General features: G+C 62.9%; 22 protein-coding genes. 12 read left to right on the forward strand and 10 right to left on the reverse strand.

Translation table 11 applies throughout. The annotated features are described in order from the left end of the window. Nucleotides 1–5: 5 nt before the first annotated feature. The 6 genes from chvE to ytfQ form a co-directional block, all read right to left on the reverse strand. Nucleotides 6–1049 carry a multiple monosaccharide ABC transporter substrate-binding protein gene (gene chvE, locus HPT29_RS20300; protein ID WP_373371156.1) on the reverse strand — a complete coding sequence of 348 codons (1044 nt, stop codon included), beginning with the start codon at nt 1047–1049 and terminating at the stop codon, nt 6–8. A gap of 312 nt (nt 1050–1361) precedes the next feature. Beyond that, nucleotides 1362–2132: a FadR/GntR family transcriptional regulator gene (locus HPT29_RS20305; RefSeq protein WP_247654383.1), complete on the reverse strand. Its 771-nt coding sequence runs from the start codon at nt 2130–2132 to the stop codon at nt 1362–1364. An 18-nt stretch (nt 2133–2150) separates the two neighbouring features. Beyond that, a complete protein-coding gene (gene yjfF, locus HPT29_RS20310; protein ID WP_173946470.1) occupies nt 2151–3110 on the reverse strand; it encodes a galactofuranose ABC transporter, permease protein YjfF in 960 nt (319 codons plus the stop codon). Next, a complete protein-coding gene (gene ytfT / locus HPT29_RS20315) occupies nt 3107–4111 on the reverse strand; it encodes a galactofuranose ABC transporter, ATP-binding protein YtfT (protein ID WP_173946471.1) in 1005 nt (334 codons plus the stop codon). The genes yjfF and ytfT overlap by 4 nt, the downstream gene beginning before the upstream one ends. Beyond that, nucleotides 4112–5620, reverse strand: a complete 1509-nt coding sequence (gene ytfR, locus HPT29_RS20320) for a galactofuranose ABC transporter, ATP-binding protein YtfR (RefSeq protein WP_173946480.1) — start codon at nt 5618–5620, stop codon at nt 4112–4114. It abuts the gene before it with no gap. A gap of 66 nt (nt 5621–5686) precedes the next feature. Continuing rightward, nucleotides 5687–6649: a galactofuranose ABC transporter, galactofuranose-binding protein YtfQ gene (gene ytfQ / locus HPT29_RS20325; RefSeq protein ID WP_173946472.1), complete on the reverse strand. Its 963-nt coding sequence runs from the start codon at nt 6647–6649 to the stop codon at nt 5687–5689. Between the two features lie 164 nt (nt 6650–6813). Here ytfQ and HPT29_RS20330 point away from each other — a divergent pair, with 164 nt between their 5' ends. From HPT29_RS20330 to HPT29_RS20355, 6 genes are all read left to right on the forward strand, one after another. After that, entirely contained in the window at nt 6814–8547 is a 1734-nt protein-coding gene (locus HPT29_RS20330) for an IlvD/Edd family dehydratase (protein WP_173946473.1), read from the forward strand. Nucleotides 8548–8579: 32 nt separating this feature from the next. After that, a complete protein-coding gene (locus tag HPT29_RS20335; RefSeq protein ID WP_173946474.1) occupies nt 8580–9518 on the forward strand; it encodes a dihydrodipicolinate synthase family protein in 939 nt (312 codons plus the stop codon). A 267-nt stretch (nt 9519–9785) separates the two neighbouring features. Then, nucleotides 9786–11501: a methyl-accepting chemotaxis protein gene (locus HPT29_RS20340; RefSeq protein ID WP_259060212.1), complete on the forward strand. Its 1716-nt coding sequence runs from the start codon at nt 9786–9788 to the stop codon at nt 11499–11501. Between the two features lie 147 nt (nt 11502–11648). After that, complete coding sequence (locus tag HPT29_RS20345; RefSeq protein ID WP_173947190.1) at nt 11649–11924, forward strand: hypothetical protein; 276 nt, start codon at nt 11649–11651, stop codon at nt 11922–11924. A 197-nt stretch (nt 11925–12121) separates the two neighbouring features. After that, nucleotides 12122–12646 carry a hypothetical protein gene (locus HPT29_RS20350; protein WP_173947191.1) on the forward strand — a complete coding sequence of 175 codons (525 nt, stop codon included), beginning with the start codon at nt 12122–12124 and terminating at the stop codon, nt 12644–12646. Between the two features lie 525 nt (nt 12647–13171). Then, complete coding sequence (locus HPT29_RS20355; RefSeq protein ID WP_173947192.1) at nt 13172–14731, forward strand: polysaccharide lyase family 7 protein; 1560 nt, start codon at nt 13172–13174, stop codon at nt 14729–14731. A 93-nt stretch (nt 14732–14824) separates the two neighbouring features. On the opposite strand, the gene HPT29_RS20360 is transcribed toward HPT29_RS20355, so the two are convergent. After that, nucleotides 14825–15517, reverse strand: a complete 693-nt coding sequence (locus HPT29_RS20360) for a FadR/GntR family transcriptional regulator (RefSeq protein ID WP_173947193.1) — start codon at nt 15515–15517, stop codon at nt 14825–14827. Between the two features lie 332 nt (nt 15518–15849). On the opposite strand from HPT29_RS20360, the gene HPT29_RS20365 reads away from it, so the two are divergent. From HPT29_RS20365 to HPT29_RS20385, 5 genes are all read left to right on the forward strand, one after another. Beyond that, nucleotides 15850–16863 carry an aldo/keto reductase gene (locus HPT29_RS20365; protein WP_173947194.1) on the forward strand — a complete coding sequence of 338 codons (1014 nt, stop codon included), beginning with the start codon at nt 15850–15852 and terminating at the stop codon, nt 16861–16863. A 5-nt stretch (nt 16864–16868) separates the two neighbouring features. Further along, nucleotides 16869–17711 carry an amidohydrolase family protein gene (locus HPT29_RS20370; protein WP_173947235.1) on the forward strand — a complete coding sequence of 281 codons (843 nt, stop codon included), beginning with the start codon at nt 16869–16871 and terminating at the stop codon, nt 17709–17711. Nucleotides 17712–17855: 144 nt separating this feature from the next. Continuing rightward, nucleotides 17856–18596: an ATP-binding cassette domain-containing protein gene (locus tag HPT29_RS20375; protein WP_173947195.1), complete on the forward strand. Its 741-nt coding sequence runs from the start codon at nt 17856–17858 to the stop codon at nt 18594–18596. Further along, entirely contained in the window at nt 18596–19645 is a 1050-nt protein-coding gene (locus tag HPT29_RS20380; protein WP_173947196.1) for an ABC transporter permease, read from the forward strand. Before HPT29_RS20375 ends, HPT29_RS20380 begins: the two co-directional genes overlap by 1 nt. Nucleotides 19646–19762: 117 nt before the next feature. Then, complete coding sequence (locus HPT29_RS20385; protein WP_173947236.1) at nt 19763–20698, forward strand: sugar-binding protein; 936 nt, start codon at nt 19763–19765, stop codon at nt 20696–20698. A gap of 255 nt (nt 20699–20953) precedes the next feature. Here the strand turns inward: HPT29_RS20385 and HPT29_RS20390 are convergent, their stop codons facing one another. The 3 genes from HPT29_RS20390 to HPT29_RS20400 all read right to left on the reverse strand — a co-directional run bounded on the left by HPT29_RS20390 (nt 20954) and on the right by HPT29_RS20400 (nt 24760). Beyond that, entirely contained in the window at nt 20954–23107 is a 2154-nt protein-coding gene (locus HPT29_RS20390) for a mechanosensitive ion channel family protein (protein WP_173947237.1), read from the reverse strand. Between the two features lie 105 nt (nt 23108–23212). Further along, nucleotides 23213–24247, reverse strand: coding sequence for an EamA family transporter RarD (rarD, locus tag HPT29_RS20395; protein WP_259060213.1), 1035 nt, complete (start codon nt 24245–24247; stop codon nt 23213–23215). Nucleotides 24248–24466: 219 nt separating this feature from the next. Beyond that, nucleotides 24467–24760 carry a hypothetical protein gene (locus HPT29_RS20400; RefSeq protein WP_173947197.1) on the reverse strand — a complete coding sequence of 98 codons (294 nt, stop codon included), beginning with the start codon at nt 24758–24760 and terminating at the stop codon, nt 24467–24469. 272 nt (nt 24761–25032) lie between these two features. On the opposite strand from HPT29_RS20400, the gene HPT29_RS20405 reads away from it, so the two are divergent. Next, nucleotides 25033–25185, forward strand: a complete 153-nt coding sequence (locus HPT29_RS20405) for a hypothetical protein (RefSeq protein ID WP_173947198.1) — start codon at nt 25033–25035, stop codon at nt 25183–25185. The last annotated feature ends 185 nt before the right edge of the window (nt 25186–25370 follow it).

Raw genomic sequence — 25370 nt, forward strand, 5'->3', positions numbered from 1 at the left:
ACCAATTATTTGAACTGGTCTTCCTTGTAGTAGCCGCTGCCGACCAGGACTTCCTTCCAGTTCGAGGCATCGACGCTGACCGGCTTCAGCAGGTATGACGGAACCACCTTCACGCCGTTCTCATAGGTCTTGGTGTCGTTGACTTCCGGCTGCTTTCCGGAGAGCACTGCATCGACCATGTTGACAGTGACCTTGGCCAGTTCGCGGGTGTCCTTGAACACCGTCGAGGTCTGCTCCTTGGCGAGGATCGACTTGATCGAGGGCACCTCGGCATCCTGCCCGGTGATGACCGGCATCGGCTGCTTCGGCGTGCCGTAGCCCACACCCTTGAGCGAGGAGATGATGCCGATGCTCAGACCGTCATAGGGAGAGAGAACCGCATCGACGCGCTTGTCGGTGTAGAAGGCGGACAGAAGGTTATCCATGCGGGCCTGGGCGACAGCGCCGTCCCAGCGCAGGGTCGAGACCTTGTCCATGCCGGTCTGGCCGCTGACCACCTTGAGCTTGCCGCTCTTGATGTAAGGCTCGAGAACGGACATGGCGCCGTTATAGAAGAAGTAGGCGTTGTTGTCGTCCGGCGAGCCGCCGAACAGCTCGATGTTGAACGGGCCTTTGCCCTCTTTCAGGCCGAGGGCCTTCTCGATATAGCCGCCCTGGAGCACGCCGACCTGGAAGTTGTCGAAGGTGGCGTAGTAGTCGACGTTCTTCGAGTTGCGGATCAGGCGGTCATAGGCGATGACCTTGATGCCCTTATCGGCAGCCTGCTGCAGCGCATCGGAGAGGGTCGTGCCATCGATCGCCGCGATCACAAGAACCTTGGCCCCCTTGGTAATCATGTTCTCGATCTGCGAGAGCTGGTTCGGGATATCGTCCTCGGCGTATTGCAGGTCGACGTTGTAGCCCTTCTCTTTGAGCACCTTGACCATGTTGTTGCCGTCGTCGATCCAGCGCGCGGACGACTTCGTCGGCATGGCCACGCCGACCGTACCCTTATCCTGCGCCTGAGCGGCGCCAAGCAGTCCAAAGGCTCCAAGAGCCACGGCCGCCAATGTGGTCGTGAATGTCTTCAAGGTCGTTCTCCCTCTCGTCCATGCCCGGAACGACATTCTCTCGCCCGGCGCATATTCAGCATTCTTCGTTCCGGGCTCCCTGTCGGCCTCCCGTACGTGAGGCATCCAGGCCGCCCGTTTCACCTATGATAAAGTCAGAGCCATCCCTTGGAACAGCCCTCCCCCTCCACTTTGCCGGCGGAGTGTTAGTCCTCTCCCGCCAAGCCATAAATCATACTATAATACTAATCAGCGCAGCAAGGAACCGACCCAAGCCTCTGTTGGTCTGGAGCAGTGATCCCACCGGGAGGTTTACTCCACTCCGGAGAAAGCATGGACCTGGACATTCGCCAGCGAGCTTTCCTCATGTTTGATCTGGACCCTCTGCGCCGCCTGCAGGATCAGGTCGGACATCGCCTCGCTCGCCGCCGCGGGATCGGCTTGTTCGATGCCATCGTATACGGCTTGATGCTGCCGCATCACTTCCCGGAAGCGGTCGTCGCTGGATACCGGGGAGCTGATCGTGAACGAGGTCGCGAGCGCCGCGCCGATGACCGATCCGATCGACTGCAGGAAGGGATTTCCCGAAGCCTCCAGAATGGCCTGATGGAAGGCGAGGTCCGCCTTGGTGAAGCCCTGCCGGCTGCTCTCGCACTGGTACATGGCCTGGAGGGCCCGATGCATCTCCTTGAGCTGTTCGGGCGTGCGCCGCACGGCGGCGGTGGCGCAGGCGAGGGGCTCGAGCATCTGCCGGATCTCGAAGAGCCACCCGAGGAAGCGGGCATCGACCCCCATCTCGAGATGCCATTCGATGATGTCGGCATCGAACATATTCCAGTTGTTGCGATCGAGAACCTTCGTGCCGACCTTGGTCTTCGACTCGATCAAGCCTTTCGCCGCCAAGGTCTTCATCGCCTCCCGAAGGGCCGTTCGCGAGACGCCGTAGAGCTCCATCAGCTCCGCGTCCCCCGGCAGGGTGCTGCCGACAGGGAAACGGCCCTGCATGATGTTCTGGCCGATCCCATGGGCAACGAGATCATGGGCTGAACGCGCTCTCGAAGGCCTCTGGACATCGTTCAGCAACACCCGTCTCCTTTTGCTCTACCGTGTTCGAAGCGACGCCGCCGACAGCCCCCGCTGCAGCACGATGAATGCGAACAGCAGAGCCCCGATGGCGATCTTGGTCCACCACGAACTCAAGGTCCCCTCGAACGTGATGTAGGTCTGGATCAATCCCTGGATCAGCACGCCCACGAGTGTGCCGATAATCGTCCCGTGGCCTCCCGTGAGCAGGGTACCGCCGATGACGACCGCCGCGATCGTGTCGAGTTCGACCCCGGTCGCCGCCAGGGAGTAGCCGGCCGAGGTATAAAAGGAAAACACGATCCCGGCCAAGGCCGCGAGGAAGCTCGACAGCATGTAGATGCGGATGGTCGTCCTTCCGACGGGTATACCCATCAGCTGGGCGGAGGTCCTGTTGCCGCCGAGCGCGTAGACATTGGCGCCGAAGCGCGTGTAATGCGCCAGAACGATGCCTGTCCCGAACGTGACCAGCATGATCATGGCGATGAAGGTGAGCCTCCCCCCGCCCGGAAGTCCGAAGGCGATATCCGTGATCTGACCATAAGCGGGCGCGTTGATCGGGATCGAATCCGTCGTCAGGACGAAGCACAGGCCGCGCGCCAGGAACATGCCGGCGAGCGTGACGATGAAGGCCGGAATCTGGAAGGTATGGATCAGGAACCCCATGCCGGCCCCGAACAGAGCCGAGATCCCGAGAATGAGCACGAAGGCCAAGTAGGGATTGAGGCCGTATTTCTCGATGGTGACGGCGAGGAACACGCCCGTGAAGGCGATGACCGAACCGACCGAGAGGTCGATGCCGCCGGACAGGATCACGAAGGTCATGCCGACCGCCACGATACCCAGGAAGGCATTGTCCGTCAGAAGATTACCGATCACCCGGGTCGAGGCGAAGCTCGGAAACTGCGCGAGGCAGATCAGGTAGCCGACGATGAACACGGCGAGTGTGACGAGGACGGGAAGATGACGCCTGATCATGTCCTGGCCTTCCAAACGGAACGGACGGCCGACAGGACCGGCGACTGGGCGAGAAGCACGGCGAGCACCACGATGGCTTTCACGATAAGGTTGTATTCGGGCGGGTAGCCGCTGAGCAGGATTCCCGTGTTCATGGCCTGGATGATCAGGGCGCCGATAACGGAGAGTCCGAGGCTGAAGCGCCCGCCGAACAGGGACGTGCCGCCGATCACCACAGCCAGGATGGCGTCGAGCTCGAGCCAGAGCCCGGCATTGTTGGCATCCGCCCCGCGGATGTCCGCCGTCACGATCAGCCCAGCAATGGCCGCGCATAGGCCGCACCACATGTACACCGCGATGGTCACGACCTTGGTGCCGATCCCGGCATAGGCGCTCGAGCGGACATTGGCGCCGATGGACTCGATGAAGAGGCCGAGGGCCGTATAGCGGACCATCACATGCGTGATGATCAGCATCACGATGGCGATCACGACAGGCATCGGCAGCATCAGGAAGGAGCCGCCACCGATGGCCGCGAAGCCCTCGCTCACGAAGGTGATGATCTGCCCCTCCGTGATCAGCTGCGCGAAACCGCGCCCGGCCACCATCAGGATCAGCGTCGCGACGAAGGGCTGAATTTCGAGCACCGCAACGAGGAAGCCGTTCCAGAGGCCACAAGCCAGTCCGATTCCGGCGGCAGAAGCAAGAGCGACGGGCAGCGGGTAGCCCTGCGCGGTCAAGGTTGCGGCCGTCGCACCCGCGATGGCCATGACGGCTCCGACGGAGAGATCGATCCCTCGCGTCGCGATGACGAGGGTCATGCCAAGGGCCAGAATGGCCACCGGCGCGCCGCGGTTCAGAACGTCGACGAGGCTGCCGAAGAGCCGACCGTCCTGCAGGCGCAGAGCAAAGAAGTCGCGGAAGACGAGCCAGTTGACGAGAAAGACGATGAGGAGTGCCGCAACCTGCGGAAGTCCCTTGGGAAATGTGCGAGGAGCACTGGCCTGAATCATGCCGCTCATTCAATGGCCCGCGATGGTTGTCATGATGGTATTGGCGCTGACGTCGGATCCGGTGAGTTCGCGCACATGCCTCCGGTCGCGCAGGACGACGACCCGGTCGCTGTAGGAGGCGATCTCCTCCAGTTCCGACGAGATGACGAGAAGGGCGAGCCCATCCTCGCACAGGCGCTCGATCAGGCGGATGATCTCCGCATGTGCGCCCACATCGATGCCGCGGGTCGGCTCGTCGAGAATGAGGAAGCGCGGCTCGGTGGCGAGCCATCGGGCGAGCAGCGCCTTCTGCTGATTGCCGCCCGACAGAAGCCCGATGGGCTTCTCCGCATCCGGAGTCCGGATGTCGAGGAGCTTGATGAAGCGGTCGGCGATCTCCTCCTGCCGGCGTCTCGGGATCAGACGCAGCCAGCCGCGCTGCGCCTGCAGCGCCAGGATGATATTCTCGCGAACGGACAGTTCCGCCACGATGCCCTCGGTCTTTCGATCCTCAGGAGTGAAGCCGAACCGCAGCCGGGCGGCGTCACGCGGCGTGGCGATGCGCACAGGCTTGCCGCCGACGAAGGCCTGACCGCTGTCGGCGCGCTCGATGCCGAAAACCAGCTTGGCCGTTTCCGTCCGGCCGGAGCCGAGCAGGCCCGCAAGGCCCACCACTTCGCCGGGCCGAACCGCCAGATCGAAAGGCTCCATGAGACGGCGCTTGCCGTAATCCTTGAACGCCACGAGCGGCTCTCCCGTCACCTCCCTGCGCTGGTTGCGATGGAGTGCCTCGGCGGCCAGCTCTCGGCCGAGCATCATCGAGACGAGCTCGATGCGAGGCAGCGCGGCGATGGGACGAGAACCCACGAGACGACCGTTCCGAAGCACAGTGATCCGGTCGCAGACCGCGTAGACCTGATCGAGGAAGTGCGTGACGAACACGATGCCGATGCCGCGGCTCTTGAGGTCCCGCAAAATCTTGAAAAGGGTTTCAACCTCATGCGTATCGAGGCTCGCCGTCGGCTCGTCGAGGATCAGCACCTTGGCCGAGAGATCGACCGCGCGGGCGATCGCAACGATCTGCTGAACCGCCACCGAATAGGTTCCCAAAGGATTGGCGACATCGATGTCGAGGCCATAGCCTGCCAGAAGCTCTTCTGAGCGACGGCGCATCTCGCCCGTGCGCACGAGGCCGAATCGGTGAGGCTGCCGGCCGATGAAGAGGTTCTCCGCGACCGACAGGTTCGGAAGAAGATTGACCTCCTGATAGACGGTCCCGATGCCGAGCGAGAGCGCGTCCGCGGGATCGCGCGCCTCGATCTCCTGGCCGTCAAGCCGGATGGTGCCGGCATCGCGCTTGAAGACTCCAGTCAGCACCTTGATCAGGGTCGACTTGCCGGCGCCGTTTTCACCCAGAAGGCCGTGGATCTCCCCGGCTTGCAGCGTAAAATCCACATGGTCGAGCGCCTGAACGCCCGGGAAGCCCTTCGTGAGACCTCGGATCTCGAGAAGATGAGACTGTTCTGTCAATGGTGGAATCCCGTCCTCACCGCCTACGGGCCAGGCAGCAGGCGAGCGCTCGCCTGCTGCCCGTCACTTAGGATCTCAGTACAGATCCTTGCGCTTGTCGTATTCGGCCTTGGCCGTCTCGGGCGTGAAGACCTTCGACTCGGTCTGGATCCACTTTTTGGGCGCCGTGCCGTCCTTCTTGAAGGCCATGAGCGCGTCGAGCGCAGGGCCGGCCATGTTCGGCGTCAATTCGACCGTGACGTTGGCTTCGCCATCGGACATCGCCTTGAAGATGTCCGGAACGCCGTCGATAGAGACGATCTTGATGTCCTTGCCGGGCTTCAGGCCGGCTTCCTTGATCGCCTGGATCGCGCCGATCGCCATATCGTCGTTATGCGCATAGACGGCGCAGATGTTCTTGCCGCCGCCCTCCGCCTTGATGAAGCTCTCCATCACTTCCTTGCCCTTGGTCCGGGTAAAGTCGCCGGACTGGGTGCGGACGATCTTCATGCCGGGATTGGCGGCGACGACCTGATCGAAGCCCTTCTTGCGGTTGATCGCCGGGCTCGAGCCCACCGTGCCCTGCAGCTCGACCACGTTGCACTTGCCGCCGGTTTCCTTCGCCAGCCACTCGCCGGCCACCTTGCCCTCATAGACGGTGTCGGAGGTCACGGCGGTCAGGTAGAGGGACTCGTCCTTCGTGTCGATCGAGCGATCAAGCAGGACGACCGGAATCTTGGCGTCCTTGGCTTCCTTGAGAACCGCGTCCCAGCCCGTCGACACGACGGGAGCGATGAAGATGGCATCGACGCCCTGCGCAATGAACGAGCGAACGGCGCGGATTTGATTCTCCTGCTTCTGCTGCGCGTCGGAGATCTTCAGATCGACGCCGCGCTTCTCGGCTTCGATCTTCGAGACCTTCGTCTCGGCGGCCCGCCAGCCGGATTCCGATCCAACCTGCGAGAATCCGATGGTCATTTTATTCTGGGCATAGGCGGCGCCTGAGGACAGCATCAGCGCAGCCATGCCGATTGTCGTCAGAAGATGACGGGCCTTCATGAGCTTTCTCCCTAAAATTTGTCGTTGCTCTTCGACTTTAGCAGCCTTATCAGCTGACCATTAGTACTATTATATGAATCAAATTGAGCGCCTATTCAACCAAAGTCGCGTTCTTTTGAGCCCCGCTCGGCGGGGCGCTACACAGTTGCGAAGGCACCGGGACAATGACCGAAGACAAGAAACGCTCTCTGCGCAGCCAAGCCTGGTTCGGACGTCAGGACAAGATGGGATTCTATTACCGCTCGTTCCTGAAGAACAGCGGCTTCCCGCAGGACCAGTTCGAGGGCCGGCCCGTCATAGGAATCTGTAACACCTGGTCGGAGCTGACGCCCTGCAACGCGCATTTCCGCACCATCGCCGAGCACGTGAAGTACGGCGTGCTGGATGCTGGCGGTTTCCCGCTCGAATTCCCCGTCTCCTCGCTCGGCGAGGTGACCATGCGCCCGACCGCCATGCTGTTCCGCAATCTGGCGGCTATGGACGTGGAGGAGGCGATCCGCGCCCATCCGCTTGATGGCGTGGTTCTCCTCATGGGCTGCGACAAGACCACCCCTGCCCTGCTGATGGGCGCCGCCTCGGCGGATCTGCCCACGATCGGCGTGTCGGGCGGGCCCCAGCTGCGCGGCGTCTATCGAGGCAAGTATATCGGCTCGGGTACCAACATCATCTCCATGAGCGAGCAATTGCGCGCGGGCGAGGTGACCCTGCAGGAATTCCACGAGGCGGAAGGTGGAATGAACCGCTCGGCCGGCCACTGCATGACCATGGGCACCGGCTCCACCATGGCCTCCATGGTCGAGGCTCTCGGAGTCGGCCTGCCGGAGAACGCCGCAATCCCGGCCGCCGACGCCCGGCGCAACCATCTCGCCCGCATGGCCGGGCGGCGCATCGTCGAGATGGTGAACGAGGATCTCGTGCTGTCGAAGGTAATGACCAGGCAGGCCTTCGAGAACGCGATCCGCACGCTCGCGGCCATCGGCGGCTCGACCAACGCGGTCGTACACCTGCTCGCCATCGCGGGACGGGTTGGGATCGACCTGACCCTCGACGATTTCGACAGGCTCGGCCGCGAGATCCACTGCCTCGTCGATCTCATGCCGTCAGGGCGCTTCCTCATGGAGGACTTCTACTATGCAGGCGGCCTGCCGGTAGTGCTGCGCACCTTGGGCGAGCGCGGCCTTCTGCACAAGGATACGCTCACCGTTAACGGCAAGTCGCTCTGGGAGAATGTGAAGGACGCGCCGTGCTGGAACCGCGAGGTGATCACCACCTTCGAGGAGCCATTCAAGCCGGAGGCCGGCATCGCCATCCTGAAGGGCAATCTTGCGCCGAACGGCGCAGTCATCAAGCCGTCGGCGGCTTCGCCTGAACTCATGCAGCACACGGGCCGTGCCGTCGTATTCGAAACCATTGAGGATCTGCATCACCGCATCGACGATGAGGATCTCGACATCGACGAGACCTGCATCATGGTGCTCAAGAACTGCGGACCGAAGGGCTACCCGGGCATGGCCGAGGTCGGCAACATGCCGTTGCCGCAGAAGCTGCTCAAGAAGGGCGTCCGCGACATGATCCGGATCTCGGACGCGCGCATGTCGGGCACCGCCTACGGCACGGTGGTGCTGCACGTGGCACCAGAGGCGGCCGCCGGCGGTCCGCTGGCGCTGGTGCAGAACGGCGACCTGATCACGCTTGATGTCACCGCCCGCAGCCTGCATCTTCACGTCGAGGCCGAGGAGCTGGAGCGTCGACGCGCCGCCTGGGCTCCGCCGGCGCCGCATGCGGATCGCGGGTGGGCCAAACTCTACATCGACCACGTCCTGCAGGCCGACAAAGGAGTCGATCTGGACTTTCTCGTCGGACGGACAGGATCACCCGTTCCCCGCGACAACCATTGAACACGACGCCGATGATAGTGAAGGGAGAAAACATGTCCTCGACCGGCAAGACCTCCACGCGCCCGTACCGCGGCGTATTCCCGGTGGCCCCCACCATTTTCGATGACGACGGCAGGCTCGATCTCGAAGGCCAGAAACGTGCCATCGACTTCATGATCGACGCGGGCTCCGACGGCCTCTGCATCCTGGCGAACTTTTCCGAGCAGTTCGTTCTGACCGACAGCGAACGCGAGACCGTGATGACGACGGTGCTCGACCATGTCGCCGGCCGCGTTCCGGTCATCGTCACCACCAGCCATTTCTCGACCGACATCTGCGTCGAGCGCTGCAAGCGGGCAGAAGCCGCGGGCGCCGCCATGGTGATGATCATGCCGCCCTTCTTCGGTGCGACCCTGAGGGTGTCGGAAGCTGGAATCTACGAGTTCTTCCGCAGGGTCTCGGATGCCATCAGCATTCCGATCATGATTCAGGATGCGCCCATGGCTGGGACTTCCCTGTCAGCGCCCTTCCTTGCCCGCATGGCCAAGGAGATCGCCAACGTCTCCTATTTCAAGATCGAGGTGCCCGGCACCGCGTCCAAGCTGCGGGATCTCATCGCTCTTGGAGGAGACGCCATCGAAGGTCCCTGGGACGGCGAGGAAGCCATTACCCTCATGGCCGACCTCGATGCCGGCGCCACGGGCGCGATGACCGGCGGCGCCTATCCGGACGGCATCCGCAAGATCATCGATCCCTATATGGCGGGCGACAAGGAGGAGGCTGCGGTTGCTTATGAACGCTGGCTTCCACTGATCAATTACGAAAACCGGCAGTGCGGATTGCTGGCCGCCAAGGTGCTCATGAAGGAGGGCGGCGTCATCCGATCGGACGCGGTCCGTCATCCACTGCAGTCCCTGCATCCGGAGACCCGCAAGGGTCTGATCGAGGTCGCCCGCCGTGTCGATCCGGTCGTGCTGCGCTGGGGCCGATAGGGGGACGGCACTCCAACATCGTCGAAAGTATAATCCGCCGCGGATCCACGAGATCCGCGGCTTTTTCTTTCCATCGAAGGCAAAGATTCCGCTGCCCGAAGAGGCGCTGCCGGCCGAGTTAAAGAACGGATAACAAGTCGGCAGAAATCGCTAGGTGTTTCCACTTATTGACGGCCTCGACAACTCTCACAGACTTGGCGCGCCTGGTAGAGCGTGTCGTGGGGGCACGCGCCCCCCGTGGTGATGCGGGCAGGTTCACAAAGAAAAATGTCTGACAAGAATTCTACCATCCGAAACAAATTTGCGCGTTTTCTCACCGGCGTCACCGGCCGGTTCTATGCCGGCATCGCGGCCGGGATCCTCGCTCTGGTTGCGCTCGCAATCTTTGGCTCCGCCACGATCTCCAGCATTCTGACCGAACAGAAGAAGACCGAGCTCAAACATCTTGTGGAATCCGCCGTCAGCATTGTGGCGGATTTTGACGCCCGCGCGAAGCGAGGCGAGATGTCAGAGGATGACGCAAAGAGGCGCGCCTCCGAGACGCTGCGCATCCTGCGCTATGGGGGCTCGGAATACTTCTTCATCCAGGACTACCAGACGGTCATGCTGATGCATCCCTTCAATAAGGCGGTGGAAGGCAAGGACAACTCAGCCGTAAAGGATGCGAATGGCATTTCCTTCTTCAAGGAGATCGGGCAAGCCGGCCGGGCCGGCGGCGGCTTCGTGGCCTATCTCTTTCCCAAACCGAATCAGCCCGAGCCTCTCCCGAAGCTCACCTATGCAGCCAACTTCGACAAATGGGGCTGGGTGATCGGCAGCGGCGTCTATATCGATGATCTCGCGGCCGCCGCCGCATCGTATCGCAACCTGTTTCTGGCGCTCGTGGCCGGTGCGGCGGCTTTTCTCGTGCTGATTGCTTTTGGCCTTGGTCGCAGCATTTCCAGGCCGATTCAGAAGCTGGTGGCGAATATGGGTGCGCTCGCCGACGGCGACCTTTCGGTGACGATCGAGGGAACGTCCCGCCGGGACGAGATCGGCGTCATGGCCGGGTCCGTGCAGGTGTTCAAGGACGCGCTCATCGCGAAGAAGCTTGCCGATGAGGCAACTGCCCTCGAGGCTGATGCGAAAACCCGCCGGGCCGAGCTGCTCGACCAGCTCACCAAGCGCTTCGAGATGAACGTCTCGGCCCTGACGCAGGGGCTGTCCTCGGCGGCCACCGAAATGGAGGCCACCGCCCAGTCCATGACCGCGGTCGCGAGCCAGACCACCCAGCAATCGGTTGGTGTTGCCGCCGCCGTACAGCAGACCTCATCGAACGTGCAGACGGTGGCGGCCGCCACCGAGGAGCTGTCGATCTCGATCCGCGAGATCGCCAGCCAGGTCAGCCAGTCCTCGGCCGTGGCCGAGCGCGCCGTGGCCGGCACCCAGCGCACCAGCGCCACCGTCCAGGAGCTCGCCGCCTCGGCCGAGAAGATCGGCAACGTGGTGCAGCTGATCAACACGATTGCAGGCCAGACCAACCTGCTGGCGCTCAACGCCACCATCGAGGCGGCCCGGGCCGGCGAGGCCGGCAAGGGCTTTGCCGTGGTGGCGAGCGAGGTCAAGGACCTGGCGACGCAGACCGCCCGGGCCACCGAGGAGATCTCGCAGCAGATCGCCTCGGTCCAGCAGGCGACCGGCCAGACGGTAACGGCGATCCAGGAGATCGCCCGCACCATCACCGAGATGAGCCAGATCTCGACCTCGATCGCCGCTGCCATGGAGGAGCAGGGCGCCGCGACCGCCGAGATCGCCCGCAACGTTCAGGAAGCGGCGCGGGGCACGGAAGCCGTGACCGGCAGTATCGCGGATGTGAACCAAGGCGCCGGCGAGACGAGCACGGCAGCCGGTCAGGTGTTAGGCGCGGCACGCGAGCTTGCACGCCATTCTCACGATCTGGGCCAGGAGGTGACGGCCTTCCTCTCCGGCGTGAAGGCCGCCTGAGCCCGTCTGGCTCTGGCATCCGCATCCCCGCCCGGCTCAACAGAGCCGGGCGTTTTTGTTGGTACGCTCGGACAGGCCCCTCCAGGGCTAGACCCCGTTTGGCATTTGCCAAAAGAAGGCGATGGAAACGCAAGTCATGAGACATATATGGGAGATAACCCCTTCGAGACCTCTCTCATGCCCGAGACAGATGAACAGCCGGATGACGAACTGGAAGAGCTGAACGGCACGAAACGCGTCAACTTCCGAGACTATCCGAGTTCCGGCCTCGTGGTGATCGCAGCGCTCAGCTCGGGCTTGGGTTGGATGCTGTTCAGATGGCTCGGCAAGAAGCGCAAGGCCCGGAACGATAGACCGGTCGAGGATAGCACGGCTTCCGGCACCTCTCCTGAGCCCGAAACGCCGGATGGTTCGAGTTCCTGATCCGCTCCCTCATTCCATAGCACGTGCTCAAGCGCACCGCCGCCTGAGCTTCAAGAGATTACGTTAGGGAAATCGGCAGGAGGTTTTTATGGCCCACGATGCTGTTTCCTTCGTTCTCGGCATCATTGCTCCCGTGGCTTTGGTCGGCTGGCTGCTTGTCTTACATTGACGGGCCAAGACATTGTCGATGGGGTTCCATGAGATTTCCCTGGACTGCCGCCCTCGCCATCTGCGTCGCTGGTCTCACGGCCGCTGGGACTGCCCTTTCGGCCGAACTGATGCAGGGCCGGTGCCGGATGGACTATTGTGCTTGGTTCAGCATCGAGAGCCGCGACATCGTCGGCTCCAACAGCAATGGCGGCCTGTTCAAGGTGATCTCCAGGGAATGGACCTCCCATCACCCGAACGGCAGCTATGACAGGCGCCGTCCCAGGACAGGCGGCGAGGCATCGACGGGTTACTATTTCTGCTCGAAGACAAAGCCGTCCGCAATCTGGCAGGGCGACACGGGGCGATGGAAGGTGGCTCTCCTCAACTTGGCTTCGCCCTCCGGTGCCGAGGAGAACGCCGTCATCGAGTATTTTGCCGTCTGCCACGGCGTGCAGACGGGGCATGATACGCAGGATTCATTCGGGGCGCTCACCGAACGATTCGGATACGCGCCTGCCGAGAGCGCGGATTTGCGGGATGCTGAACGGCCAGAGGATGTCCTGAAAGATTAGCCGTCGCGTTCGTTTCGTAACCAGTCGTTTACCTTTCAGGCGCAGCCTTCTCAGGTGCCTGGCTGGCACGGTCCTCCCTCTGGCCGCAACGGCGGCCTCCCTAGAGCGCCAATCGACCCGGCGCTCTTTCTTTGTCGGGATCGGGCGACAAGCGCCGGACTGGAACCTCCATTGTCGTTCCTGCACCCTGCCCTTTTCACCGAATACGTACGTCGGCTTGAACCAGGCTTTTATTCCTTCTTCGCCCTCTTGATCTTCGAAGAGGACAGAATCCTTACTCGGGAACTCAGATTTTCCTGAGATGCCACGATGTTGCCTTATTCGATCAGCAGAACATTCGCAGCGGATTTCGAGCTATAAACATCGCGGCCCGCAGTATTGTGAGCGTCTAGATCCACGTTCATTTTCACCTGTACGTATCGTGCGTTTTCTTCCGGCATAATCCTCGCTAGTTCTCAAGAGAACTGCACAAGTCTTATTCAGAAGCCTCGCGAAAGGGGCTCGCTCAATTTTGGGGCAGACATCATGGCTTTGAACTCTTCTGTCGCGCCGAGCGGCAACTTTGACCTGTCTAATTGGAAAATCACCCTTCCTGTGGACTCGAATGGCGGATTCATCGGCACCGCCATGGAAGTGAAGAACCTCTCGGGCTACCAGCACTCCAAATATTTCTACACCGCCGCCGACGGAGCGATGACCTTTGTGGCCCCCGTCGAAGGTGCGACCACCAGCGGATCGTCCTATTCCCGCTCAGAGCTGCGCGAGATGAACGGCACCGCAACGGCCGCCTGGAACCTCACAACCGGCGGGTTCATGAGCGCTACCCTCGAGGTCGATGCTGCTCCCAACCGCGACGGTGTGGGCGGCAAGATCGTCGTCGGTCAAATCCATGGCCAGGATGATGAACTCGTCCGCCTCTATTGGGAGAATGGCAAGCTCTATTTCGCCAACGATCAGGCGGGCTCCAGCAACACCGAGACGAAGTTCTTTTTCGTGAACGCTTCGGGCCAGCAGCCGAGCGTATCCCTGGATGAGCGCTTCTCTTACACGATCAACGCCAAGGGCGACGATCTCGAGGTGACGGTCTTCGCCGATGGCCAGGTCTATAAGTCGGTCAGCAAGATCAACAGCGTTTGGCAGTCCGACACGTTCTACTTCAAGGCCGGCGCTTACCTCGGCGCGAACGAGACGAATGGTTCAGGTTATGGCCAGACCTCGTTCTATGCCCTGAGCTTCAACCACAACGGGGTCGTCACCTCGCCGACGCAACCGGCCCCGACGCCCCCCCCCACACCTGACGCGGGTGACCATTCGGTCGTCGCGACGAGTGACAGGTACGCTGCAACCGAGGACAGGGCTCTAACCGTCTCCGCCGCTCAGGGCGTGCTCGCCAACGACGTGGCGGCGGACGGCGGCAAGGCGGCACTTGCCGGAACCATCGCCACGGCTCAGGGTGGGAGCGTGAAGCTGAGTGCCGATGGCTCGTTCGTCTACACGCCGAAGGCCAACTTCCATGGCTCGGACAGCTTCAGCTACACGGTCAGGGACGTCGACGGCGATACCGATACCGGAACCGTAACTCTCCAGGTAGCCGATGCGACCGAGTCTCCCGCCCCGACACCTGCGCCGCGCCCCACCACGACGAAGACGATCAACGGCACGAGCGGTGCCGACAGCCTGACAGGCACGTCCGGCAACGACGTGATCGACGGCAAAGGCGGCAACGACAAGATCTGGGCAAAGAACGGCAGCGACATCCTCATCGGCGGAGCCGGCAAGGACAGCTTCACCTTCGACACCAAGCCGGGCGGCGCCAATGTGGATGTGATCGTCGACTTCAACGTCGCCGATGACACGATCCGCCTCAACGACTCGGCGTTCAGCAAGCTCAAGTACGGGGCACTCGCCTCAAGCAGCTTCGTCATCGGCACGAAAGCGTTGGATGCGAGCGACCGCATCATCTACGACGACAAGACGGGCGCGCTCTCCTATGACGCGGACGGCACGGGTTCGACGGCTGCGGTGAAGTTCGCGGTCATCGAAAACCTCGCCAAACTCTCGGCAGCCGACTTCACCGTCATCTAGGCAAGCTGCCCGGGCTTTCAGAAGCGGCTTCGGTCCGTACCGAAGCCGCTTCTTTTGCGACGGCGATCGCGGGCCGAAACGGCTTTCTCCATTTCAGTCCCCCAGCCAGCGTTTCTTCGAAGCGTCGAGATGCATCCGCATCGTCGCCTCCGCCAGAAGGGGATCCGCGGCCTCCAGCGCCGCATAGATGGCTTCGTGCTCCAGGAGCGCGGTGTGCCAGCCTTCCCGGCTGTCGAATCGTACGCTGAGTTGAGCGGAAATCGGGCTATGACGCTCGTCGAACAGGCCGCGCACGATGCGCATGAGAACGGAATTGCCGCACAGGCCCGCGATGGCAAGATGGAATTGGCGATCCTGCTCAAGCGGATCTCGTCCATCGGCGATATCGGCCCGCATCGCCTCGAGCGTTGCCTGGAGAGACGCCAGCCCCTCAGGGGTCATGCGTGCACAGGCGAGAGCCACGACCGTCCCCTCAATGACAGCTCGCGCCTGCATGAGTTCCGACGGACTCTCGCCCATCGAGCCCATCATGCTGGCAACACGTTCCAAAGGTGCGCAGACATAAACGCCGGATCCCGAGCGGATTTCCACGCGGCCGTCGATCTCGAGTGCGATGAGCGCCTCCCTGAGCGAAGGGCGTGATACGCCCAGATGATGGGCCAGATCCCGTTCAGCAGGGAGGCGGGCTCCCGGCAGGAAATGTCCGGCCTGGATCAGGCCGCGGATCTGTTCGGCGATCTGCTGATAAAGGCGCCTCGGCTCAGTGGTCTTGGATGGGATCGACATTGGTGCGGAGCCCTCCGGGCGGGAGGGAAAGGCAGAACTGGCCTGACCATAGTTCACGCCCTGGACCCTGGCAACAAGGCCGAAGCGACACATTTCTGCCGAAACCTTTTAACTTGACCAAATATTCCTCTCGGCCATATTCCTAGTGCAACCGGACTGGCCTGACCAATTAGGGCCGGCGGAGAGCTCTGCAGCGAACAGAGCCCTTTTGCAGAGGGAGGATTCATGCGAGGCGTAAGCGCCGTTCTCCGCCATTGCACCAGCACGCTGGTGAAGTCCCGAACCGCTCAACGGGTTGCGAATCCCGGTTGCGCTCGGATCGTGGGTTTCCCATGAAGGCTTCCGACCGTCGCACCCTGCCCCGCTGCGACCTGTCGCTGACGTCGCTCGGTCTCGGAACTGCGCCGATGGGAGGGCTCTACAGCTCGACCAGCTTTGCCGACGCTCAGGCTGCAACCGAGGCCGCGTGGGATTCCGGCATTCGCTATTTCGATACTGCTCCCTATTACGGCTATACGCGGGCCGAGCGCCGGCTGGGCGCTCTGCTGAGCGATCGCGAAAGGGGCAGCTACGTCGTCAGCACGAAAGCCGGGCGCCTGATGGTGCCCGACGACAGCGTCGGCGACGACGAGAATGGCTGGGTGCGGCCTCTCCCGTTCCGCCCGACCTACGACTACAGCTATGACGCCATTCTGAAATCCTTCGAGCACAGCCAGCAGCGCCTCGGCGTCGTCGAGATCGACATCCTCTACATTCACGACATCGGCCCCTATACCCACGGCGACCGGCATGAGCATTATTGGCGCCAGCTCACCGCGGGCGGCGGGTTCCGCGCGCTCCAGGAACTCCGCCGTGACGGCTCCGTCACGGCCATCGGGCTCGGCGTCAACGAGGCGGAAGTCGTTCAGGACGCCATGCAGGAAGCGGATCTCGACATCGTCATGCTCGCGGGCCGCTACACGCTCCTGGAGCAGATGAGTCTCCCGCTGATGGAGAGGTGCGTTCGCGTCGGAACCGGGATCGTCATTGCCGGCCCGTTCAATTCGGGCATCCTCGTGGGCAACAATAAGTTCGACTACAAGGACGCTCCGGCGGATGTGGTGCAGCGGGTCCAGGCCCTGAAGGCCGTATGCGACGAGTTCGACGTACCGCTCCCAGCGGCCGCCCTTCACTTCCCTATGGCTCATCCATCCGTCGTCTCCTGCGTGACCGGAGCCCGCAACGCCGAGCAGCTTCAGACGAATGTGGCTTGGTTCGAGGCCACGATCCCCGACGAGTTCTGGACAGCCCTTCGCGAACGCGGCCTGATCGACGAAGCGGCCCCCCTCCCTGGCAAAGGCGAATGAGCGCCATGCGCATCGACGCCCACCAGCATTTCTGGCTGATGCGCAACCGGGAGGGCCAGTGGCCGCCGCCTGAACTGGCTGACATCCACCGTGATTTCGGGCCGCAGGACCTTGAGCCGGTCCTGAAGGCGTGCGGCATCGGCGGCACGGTCCTGGTTCAGTCGCTTCCCACGATGGACGATACCGACTTCATGCTGGATCTGGCGGATCGGCATTCTTTCATCCTGGGCGTCGTGGGCTGGGTCGATCTCAAGGGTTCCGATGCTGCTCGTCATGTAGCGCGCCTCTCGGCTCATCCGCGGCTGAAGAGCCTGCGGCCGATGCTGCAGGACATCGCGGACGACGATTGGATCGATGATCCGCAGCTCGACCCCGCGATTGATGCCATGAAGAAGGCGGACCTGCGGTTCGATGCTCTGGTGATGCCGCAGCATCTGAGAGCTCTGACGGCGCTTGCCAAGCGACACCCGGATCTTCCGATCGTGATCGACCATGGAGCGAAACCTCGCATTGCGACGGGCGAGATCCATTCGTGGCGTGGTCTGATAGCCGATCTGGCCGCCCTCCCCCAGGTTCACTGCAAGCTCTCGGGCCTTCTCACGGAGGCCGCGGAGCGGCGTGGCATGTCGACGATCAGACCTTATGTCGACACGCTCCTCGAACTGTTCGGTCCGGAGCGCCTCATCTGGGGCAGCGACTGGCCGGTGCTCAGGCTCGCTGGAACCTACGAGGAATGGCTTGCCATGTGCCATGATCTCGTGCCGGTCCGCCATCATGATGCGGTGTTCGGCATGAATGCGGCCCGCTTCTATAAGCTCGACCAGAGCCAGAGCGAGAGGGCAGCATGATGCCGAGCGCCAGAAGAGCCCCACCAATCCGGCACCGTTTTCACCAAAGGTGCAGATGACACCGCACGGCCCCCCGTGCTTAGATCAGCGATGGCGCGAAGACGCCGCACAGGCGAACGCCTGAAGTTTGAGGGAGGAACGCTCTTGTCACTCCTCGTCCTGCAAGACGTCGGAAAGGAATTCGGCGCCATTCGGGCTTTGTCCCATGTGAATCTCACCATCAAGCCCGGAGAGGTCGTCGGCCTCATGGGCGACAACGGCGCCGGCAAGTCGACCCTGGTGAAGATCATTGCGGGCAACTTCCCGCCCTCCCACGGCAGAGTCCTGTTCGAGGATCAGGAGGTTCATTTCACCAGGCCGATCGACGCCCGCTCGGTCGGCATCGAGGTGGTCTATCAGGACCTCGCCCTCGCGGACAACCTGACGGCGGCCGCGAACGTGTTTCTCGGGCGCGAGTTGAAACGCAAGGTCGGGCCGTTTTCGTTTCTCGACCACGCGACCATGAACCAGCGGACGGCGGAGCTGTTCCGTGAGCTCAAATCAGAGACGCGTCCGGACGATGTGGTTCGCGCCATGTCGGGCGGGCAGAGGCAGGCGGTCGCCATCGCCCGTACGAGGCTCGCCAAAGCCAAGCTGATCCTCATGGACGAGCCGACCGCGGCGATCTCGGTTCGCCAGGTGGCCGAGGTTCTCGATCTCATCCGCCGGCTGAAGGATGCGGGCATTGCCGTGATCCTGATCTCGCACCGCATGCCGGACGTGTTCTCGGTCTGCGAACGGGTGGTCGTCATGCGGCGCGGGACCAAGGTGGCGGACAAGCCGATCAGCCAGTCGAGTCCCGAGGAAGTCACCGCGCTGATCACCGGCGCGAAGGAAGCGGCGTGATGAGCGAACTCTCTCCGGCCACCAACTCCGACACCAGCGACTTCTCGAATGTGGGCCGGGCCCGCTGGTGGCGGCGCGGCTTCTTCGCGAGCCAGACCGCTTATGTGGCGGCGGCCCTCGTGGTCATCATGATCGTGATGTCGTTCCTGAGCTCAGCGTTTCTCAGCCCGGGCAACCTGGCCAACGTGGCCAAAAACTTCTCCTTCGTCGGCATCGTGACGCTCGGAGTCACCCTCGTCATCGTCACGGGCGGCATCGATCTGTCGGTCGGCTCCACCATGGCCCTGTCGGCGATCACCTGCGCCATCGTCATGCAGGCGGTGAGCGGCACGGTGCTCGACAGCGTTCCACTGGCCGGCATGCTGGTCTCACTCGCCGCCGGCCTTGGCGTCGCGCTGCTGATCGGTCTGGCGAACGGGCTGCTCATCGCCCGCGTCGGGCTCTCGCCCTTCGTGACGACCCTCGGGATGCTCTCGATCGTTCGCGGTCTCGCCTATGCGGTCACGGAGGGGCGCGGGCAGGCTCCGACAGGACCGGACGTGAATCTCTTCTACGACATCACCGACGGCAACATCGCGGGCGTTCCGGTCGCCATCATCTATCTCCTCGTCCTCGCGGTGATCATCGGCGTCGTTCTTCATCATACGGCCTTCGGGCGGCACGTCTTTGCACTGGGCGGCAACGAGAAGGCCGCGGCGCTGACCGGCATCGCGGTCGAGCGGGTGAAAATCGCCGTCTATGTGCTGTCCGCGCTGTCCGCAGGATTTGCCGGAATCCTGATGGTGGGATGGCTTGGCTCCGCTCCGGCCAATCTGGCGACGGGCTACGAACTGACGATCATCGCGGCGGCGGTCATCGGCGGCGCGAACCTCAATGGCGGCATCGGCGGCCCGGCGGGAGCGGTCATCGGCGCCCTTCTCATCGAGGTCATCCGCAATGGACTCGTGCTCGCGGGCATCAATGCGTATTGGCAGATCGTGCTCGTGGGCGGGATCATCATCCTGGCGGTCTTGGTCGACCGCCTGCGGACCCTGCGGATGACGACGTGAGATCCCGTTATCGGAGGCAGCACGGCCTGCCTCGAAGCGGATGCTAGAAGCCGGTCGCGAGAAGCCGGTCACCAGACCCCAGGAATGGGGCGGACAATCAACCAGGAGGAAGACATGATGAAACGCCTGATCCTTGCCGCGGTCGCCGCCGCGGCGCTCACAGCGCCGGCCATGGCGCAGCAGACCTACAAGTTCGCCATCGTGCCCAAGGCGATGAACAACCCCTACTTCGACCTTTCCCGCGACGGATGCATGAAGCGCGCGAAGGAGCTCGGGAACGTTGAATGCATCTACAAGGGTCCCGTCGAGCATGAGCCGGCGAGCCAGGCTCAGATCATTCAGGATCTGATCAGCCAGAAGGTCGACGGGATCGCCATCTCGGTGTCAGATGCCGCAGCGGCGGTGCGCGTCATCAAGTCTGCGCGCGATGCCGGCATTCCGGTCATCACGTTCGATGCCGACGCGCCCAATTCCGCCCGCCAGGCGCATGTCGGCACGGACAACCGCGCCATGGGTCGCGCTCTCGGGGAGGAACTCCTGAAGCTGCGCCCGGAAGGCGGCAAATACGCCATGGTGTCCGGTGGTCCGGCAGCCGCCAACCTGAAAGAGCGGGTGGAAGGCGTGCGTGACGCCCTGAAGGGATCCAAGTGGACGGAGGTTTCCGGCTCTCCCACCTACTGCAATGACGACCTTGCGCTCGCCGTCCAGCAGATGCAGGACCTCAAGACCGCTAATCCGGATCTCGCCGCCATCGTGCCGGTGGGCGGCTGGCCGATGTTCGTCCCCGAGGCCTACAAGAGCTTCGTGAACAAGAACAAGGAAGCCATGAATCAGGGCAAGTTCTCGCTCGTGGTGGCGGACACCCTGAAGGTCCAGCTCGAGCTGCTGCGCGACGGCTATGCCAACGCGCTGGTGGGTCAGCGTCCGTACGAGATGGGCGAGAAGGCCATGGACATCCTCCTGCAGCTGAAGAAGGGCGAGAAGGTTCAGGACATCATCTATGCCGGCATCGACCGCGTGACGAAGGACAATGTCGCGTCCATGCTGAAGTGAGCCGATTCTGCACGCAGTGGGCGAATCCTGCCCTGGAGAGGAGGAATTCTCTCCAGGGCTTTTCTTTGCGCGCTTAAAGCATCGGACCCAAAAGTGGACTTTCACTTTTGGGACCCATTCGATGCATTCTTCTTGAATGAGAGCATCGATCAAAACGGACCCGAAGGGCCGCGTAGCGAAAACCGGATCCACTTTTCGCTGACGCGGCTCTCTGGGTCCGTCGGATGCTCTAGCCTCAAGGCGCTCTCGGCAGGTTTACTCCGCAGCACCTGCGGGCTTGACGAGTTGAAGTCCCTCCTGGGCCACAGCGGGCGCCGTCTCCCCGCCTGCCACCTGAACCGTCGGGAAGGCGAACTTGATTCCATTCTCGTCGAAGGCCTGCTTGATGCGGGCAAAGGCTTTGCGGCGGATCACGAACTGCTCGCCCGGACGCGTCGTCATCTTGCACCGGATCTGGATGGCGAAATCTCCGAACTGCTCGACCCCCTGCATCTTCAGAGGCTCGATGATGTTGGGAGCATATTCGGGATCGGCCCCCATATCCTGGCCGATCTTCTTGATGAGCTTGCGTGCCTTTTCCAGATCCGTGTCGTAGGGGACGTTGATCTGGAACTTGTCGATCACCCAGTCGCGGCTCATGTTCTCGACCGCCCCGAGTACGCCGAACGGCACGGTATAGACCGGCCCGCGATGGTGGCGCAGCTTGACCGAGCGCAGGGAAAAGGACTCGACCGTGCCCTTGTAGCTGCCGCTCTGGATGTACTCCCCCACCCGGAACGCATCGTCGAGAAGGTAGAACACGCCGCTGATCACGTCCTTGACCAGCGTCTGTGCGCCGAACCCGACGGCGACGCCCGCAATGCCCGCGCCTGCGATCAGCGGACCGATTTCCACGCCCAGGGCGGAGAGAACCATCAGGATGGCGACGACGGCGAGAACCGCGAAGATCACGTTGCGAAAGATCGGCAGAAGCGTTCGCAGGCGCGCCTCGCGCGAAGCGATTTCGTTGTCTGCGGATGGCTGAGCCTGCGCGCGGGCGAGGCGCTTGTCGATCAAAGTCTTCGTCACCTGCCAGACAAGATCCGCGACGAGCAGAATGACGACGGCGCTCAAGGCTCCGCGGACGAGGCGGGTGAGCAGCGTATCGCGACTGGTCATCTCGACCAGATCGATATGCCAGGCGTCGGCGAGCAACAGCACGGCGCCGGCGATGAGCAGCGCCCGGATTCCGCGGTCCAGATAGACCGCCATGAGTCCCGTTTGCGTGGCGGCCTCCACCCCCTCGTGCGGGCGCAGGGCATGGCGGCTGGCCTTCTCGGTCAGGGAGATGGCAAGCGGCAGCAGCAGGGCGATGACGGCCAGCCAGAAGAACCCCATGAGGCCCGCCACCCACAAGCCCCAGACAAGCACGAAATACAAGGACAGCAGGCTGGCTGCGAGTGCGCGGGGCAGCCGTCTCGGCGCACCCGCCTCCGGGGCGCTGCTGAAGGCCGGCCTGGGGCGGGTCCAGACCACGTTGATGGCGATGACCAGGAGCCCGAGCCCGAGGGCATAGGCCATGACGGCCCGCGCGTCCGGCGTGAAGCCCAGGATCCGGAGCGCGTCGACGCTCGCCCATCCGAAGGCGAACCAGCCGACGAACAGGGCAACGCGCCGGTGCCAGAACCGCGCTGTCACCGCATCCAACGGGATCAGGCGAAACTGCTCGGCATGCTCCGGTCCGGCATGATTCGGCGCGAGAAGGAAGCGGCTCGCAATCAAAGCCAGCCGCAGGACCACGGCGGCGACAAGATAGGCGACCACGACCTGGCGGAGGAGCGGAGGCCAGTCGAGGGCCAGGAACGCCCCGATGCTCCCGGCGGCAAAGATCGCAAGATCGGCCAGATTGAACGCGAAGCGCAAGACGATCGCGTGCAGGCGTTCGGCGGTGGTGGTCGCCGGACGGCTGACGATCCGCCGTCGAGATGGTCCGGTCGCCGCGCGGAAGAGCCGTTCGGCCCCTGCTCCCAGGGCGAGAAACCCCAGAATGAGAACGAGGACGGACAGGGGCCGTCGCCCCTGGAGTTCTTCGAGAAGGCGACCGGAGGCCGTCCGGAACTCGTCCGGCAGCCGCGGCACGGCGGCGGCCAGGGCGGCCAGGCGACCACGCAGTCCCGTGATCCGCTGCATCATGATTTCGGACACCGTCGGCTCGGCTGCGGGAGCCTCAGCGGCGACGGGAGGCCTCTTCTGCTCATTGATCCACGTCTGAACGGCGGGATCCTGCAGGAGCTGCAGCATCTGCTGAACCTGCGGTGGAGGATTGGGGGCCGGTTGAGGCTGTGCCTCGGCTCCGAGTGAACCCAGGAACAGGAGAACCGCGCCATAGACCATGGCGATCAGCACTCTGATGCAGGAGCACCCACGCATCGCAGACAAGCACCCTCTTCTGGACCTGCCTCGAGGCGCATCGCGCAGGCCCTGCCACGGTTAGGCACAGCATCGGGCCAAGCCGTCAAAAAGTCCATCCGGCCGTCAAAGCGCCTCTTTCCCGGATTGAGGGGCTGTTCCGTCGGGTGGAACCGTCGGATCCGACACGTGCGGCGCCGACCTGAGGGCACTGACGGTGTAAAGCGCAAGAGCAATCCAGATCAATCCGAACGCAAAGGCATCGATCCATCCGAACGCCTCGCCAAAGGCGAGAACCCCGAGTGCGAGCTGGCCCGAAGGCGCCAGGTACTGCAGCAGGCCGATGGTGGAGAGCTTCAACCGCTGCGCGCCCGCGGCAAACCAAATGAGCGGCAAGGCCGTGCTCAGTCCCGTCAGGACGAGCAGCGAGTCCAGAACCAGATCGCCCCGAAAGGCGGCGGATTCACCGTTCACGGCAACCCAGACCAGGTAGCCCAAGGCCAGAGGAGTGAGCAGAAGGGACTCGACGCAAAAGCCGATGAGAGGCGCCACCGGCACGATCTTTCTGACAAGGCCGTAGCAGCCGAAGCTGAAGGCCAGAACCAGCGCGACCCACGGCATCTCGCCCGACGAGACGGCAAGGACGAGCACGCCCACGGCGGCGATCAGGCAGGCGCCGATCTGCGTCGGATTGAGTTTCTCCCGCAGGAAGAGAACGCCGAGCACCACGTTCAGGAGCGGGTTGATGAAGTATCCGAGGCTCGTCTGAACGAGATGCCCGGCATTGACGGCCCAGATATAGATGAGCCAGTTGATGGCGATCAGGCCGGCCGAAAGGCTCAGGAGCAGCAACCGGCTGCCGGAGGTCAGCGCCTCGACAAGCTTGCGCCATTGCCGGCCAGCGAGGATCAGACCAAGGGCGAACAGGCTTGCCCAGACGATGCGGTGGGCGAGAATCTGAAGAGCGGGAACAGCCGAGATAAGCTTGAAATGTAGGGGAACGGCCAAGCCCCACATGAAGAATGCGGCCAACGCGTAGAGAACACCGATCCGCGTCCCACGCGCCTCGGAAGCCGCCTGTCCCGTTTCCATCATGAGCCTCTGGCCATGTCCCTTCTCGGTCGACAGGCCCGGCTGCCACCGTGATCTCCTGCGCGCCACCCTCCTATTTCACATTCTGTAAGGGCGATAACCCCGACTTTGGTGAGAGAGTTGGGCCATTGAAATCAGGAGCACTCTCTGGTCCGTGAGTGGAGGAGCCGTCAACAGCCCCGGCAGCCCGAGAGCCGCCTGGGACCCAGCCGCAACTCCCCGGCTGGGTTCAAGGGTTGACCTTGGCGGACTGACTCGATTCGAACGGCACGTGCGGAATGATGCCCGTCAATCGTCCCACAAATCGCGGGGACCCTGTTTGCATCGATATCCAACGAAGCAGATGGGCGTCTCTATGCTTGGAACATAGGCCGACTGGGCATATTCCGTCACGTCGCAGAACGTAGCGTCGCGAACGAACCGGTCATAGGTCATTCCCCCGGTTCCGAGCACGATGGCGCCTCTCGTGAAAACCAATTGGCGGCTGGCACCACATGGCATGTTCACGGTCGAAGGACGCGTTTGGGCCTCAGCGCCGGCCGCCAGCAAGGAGATAGCTAAGGCGATTGCGACCTTATCCATTGTCGTCTCCTGTTCCTGAAGGCTCATTCTGCCACAGAAGGAGCCGGAATTCGAGATGCTGCGCAGGGAAACGCCGTGGTCTGATCCACTGGGCCGGCTCGCCTTGCCCGCCCGCCCCAAGCCGTCCATCGATGCTCCCCGATCCAACCGGGCGCAGGGTGAGAGGCCCGCACCAGCCTATCGCCAGAGGTAACCCATATGACTTGGTTGCGGGTTTGCGCGTCCGGGTAGAGGCTCATGCGGCTGGGGAGATCATCGATGGAGGGTTCGCCATGACCCAGTTGCTGCGCCTGAGCGCGAGACCGGCAGCATCCTCTCTTGTTTCGCTCCAGCGGCTGTTGAGCGGCTTCCTGGAGACCGGGCGGCTGGAAGCGCCGCCATACCGTGCCGTAGGAGCCAACTGGCATTACGACGACTGCGATTGACCGGATCGGGTCCCCCGCGTTCGGCACCCTCCTGCGGGTGAGCATCGGCACCGTCGAGGTCTTAAGCGCGGACAAGGCCCGCGGGCACGCGCGGGATCCTAGCGAAGGTTCAGCTTGGCGGCGATCCGCAAATCGCCAAGGCTGAGACGTTGGCGCGCGCGGCTGTACGGATTGGTGTCAAGAAC

The organism is Microvirga terrae (assembly GCF_013307435.2).
Classification (GTDB): domain Bacteria; phylum Pseudomonadota; class Alphaproteobacteria; order Rhizobiales; family Beijerinckiaceae; genus Microvirga; species Microvirga terrae.